This is a genomic window from Halococcus thailandensis JCM 13552 (assembly GCF_000336715.1).
GTDB lineage: Archaea > Halobacteriota > Halobacteria > Halobacteriales > Halococcaceae > Halococcus > Halococcus thailandensis.
The window spans coordinates 1-358 of sequence record NZ_AOMF01000122.1; the positions used below are offsets into that span (position 1 = coordinate 1).

The 358-nt window shown below is 62.6% G+C and carries 1 pseudogene; it reads left to right on the forward strand.

The window, feature by feature from the left end:
* A pseudogene (locus C451_RS23700) lies at nucleotides 1-358 on the forward strand (IS4 family transposase); the annotation flags it as partial.

Sequence of the window (358 nt, forward strand, 5' to 3'; positions counted from 1 at the left end):
GCGACGGGAGGCAGCAGTTGAGTGTTTCATGATGGCGGCGCTGTTGATGGTGCTGGTGAGTCGGTATCTACTGCGGCGGGTACGAGCACGGCTCGGACCCGCCTCACAGCGATCAGTCGAGGAGGAAGATCGGATCGAGCCGGTGAGGTTTTCCAAGCGAATCAGCCTGTTTAGCGGTGATTTGCTACGGATATTGGCTGAACAGCTCGGGTATGGGTGGGACGGAGCCGGGTCCGCGATCGTCGAGGGAGCGATCGACCCGAACATGGATCGCCACGCGCTCACGGAGCGAGTGGCTCACGGAAGCGTCGATCCGAACGTGCGAAACGCGGGTGAACTGGCGACGATCCGGCCCGGC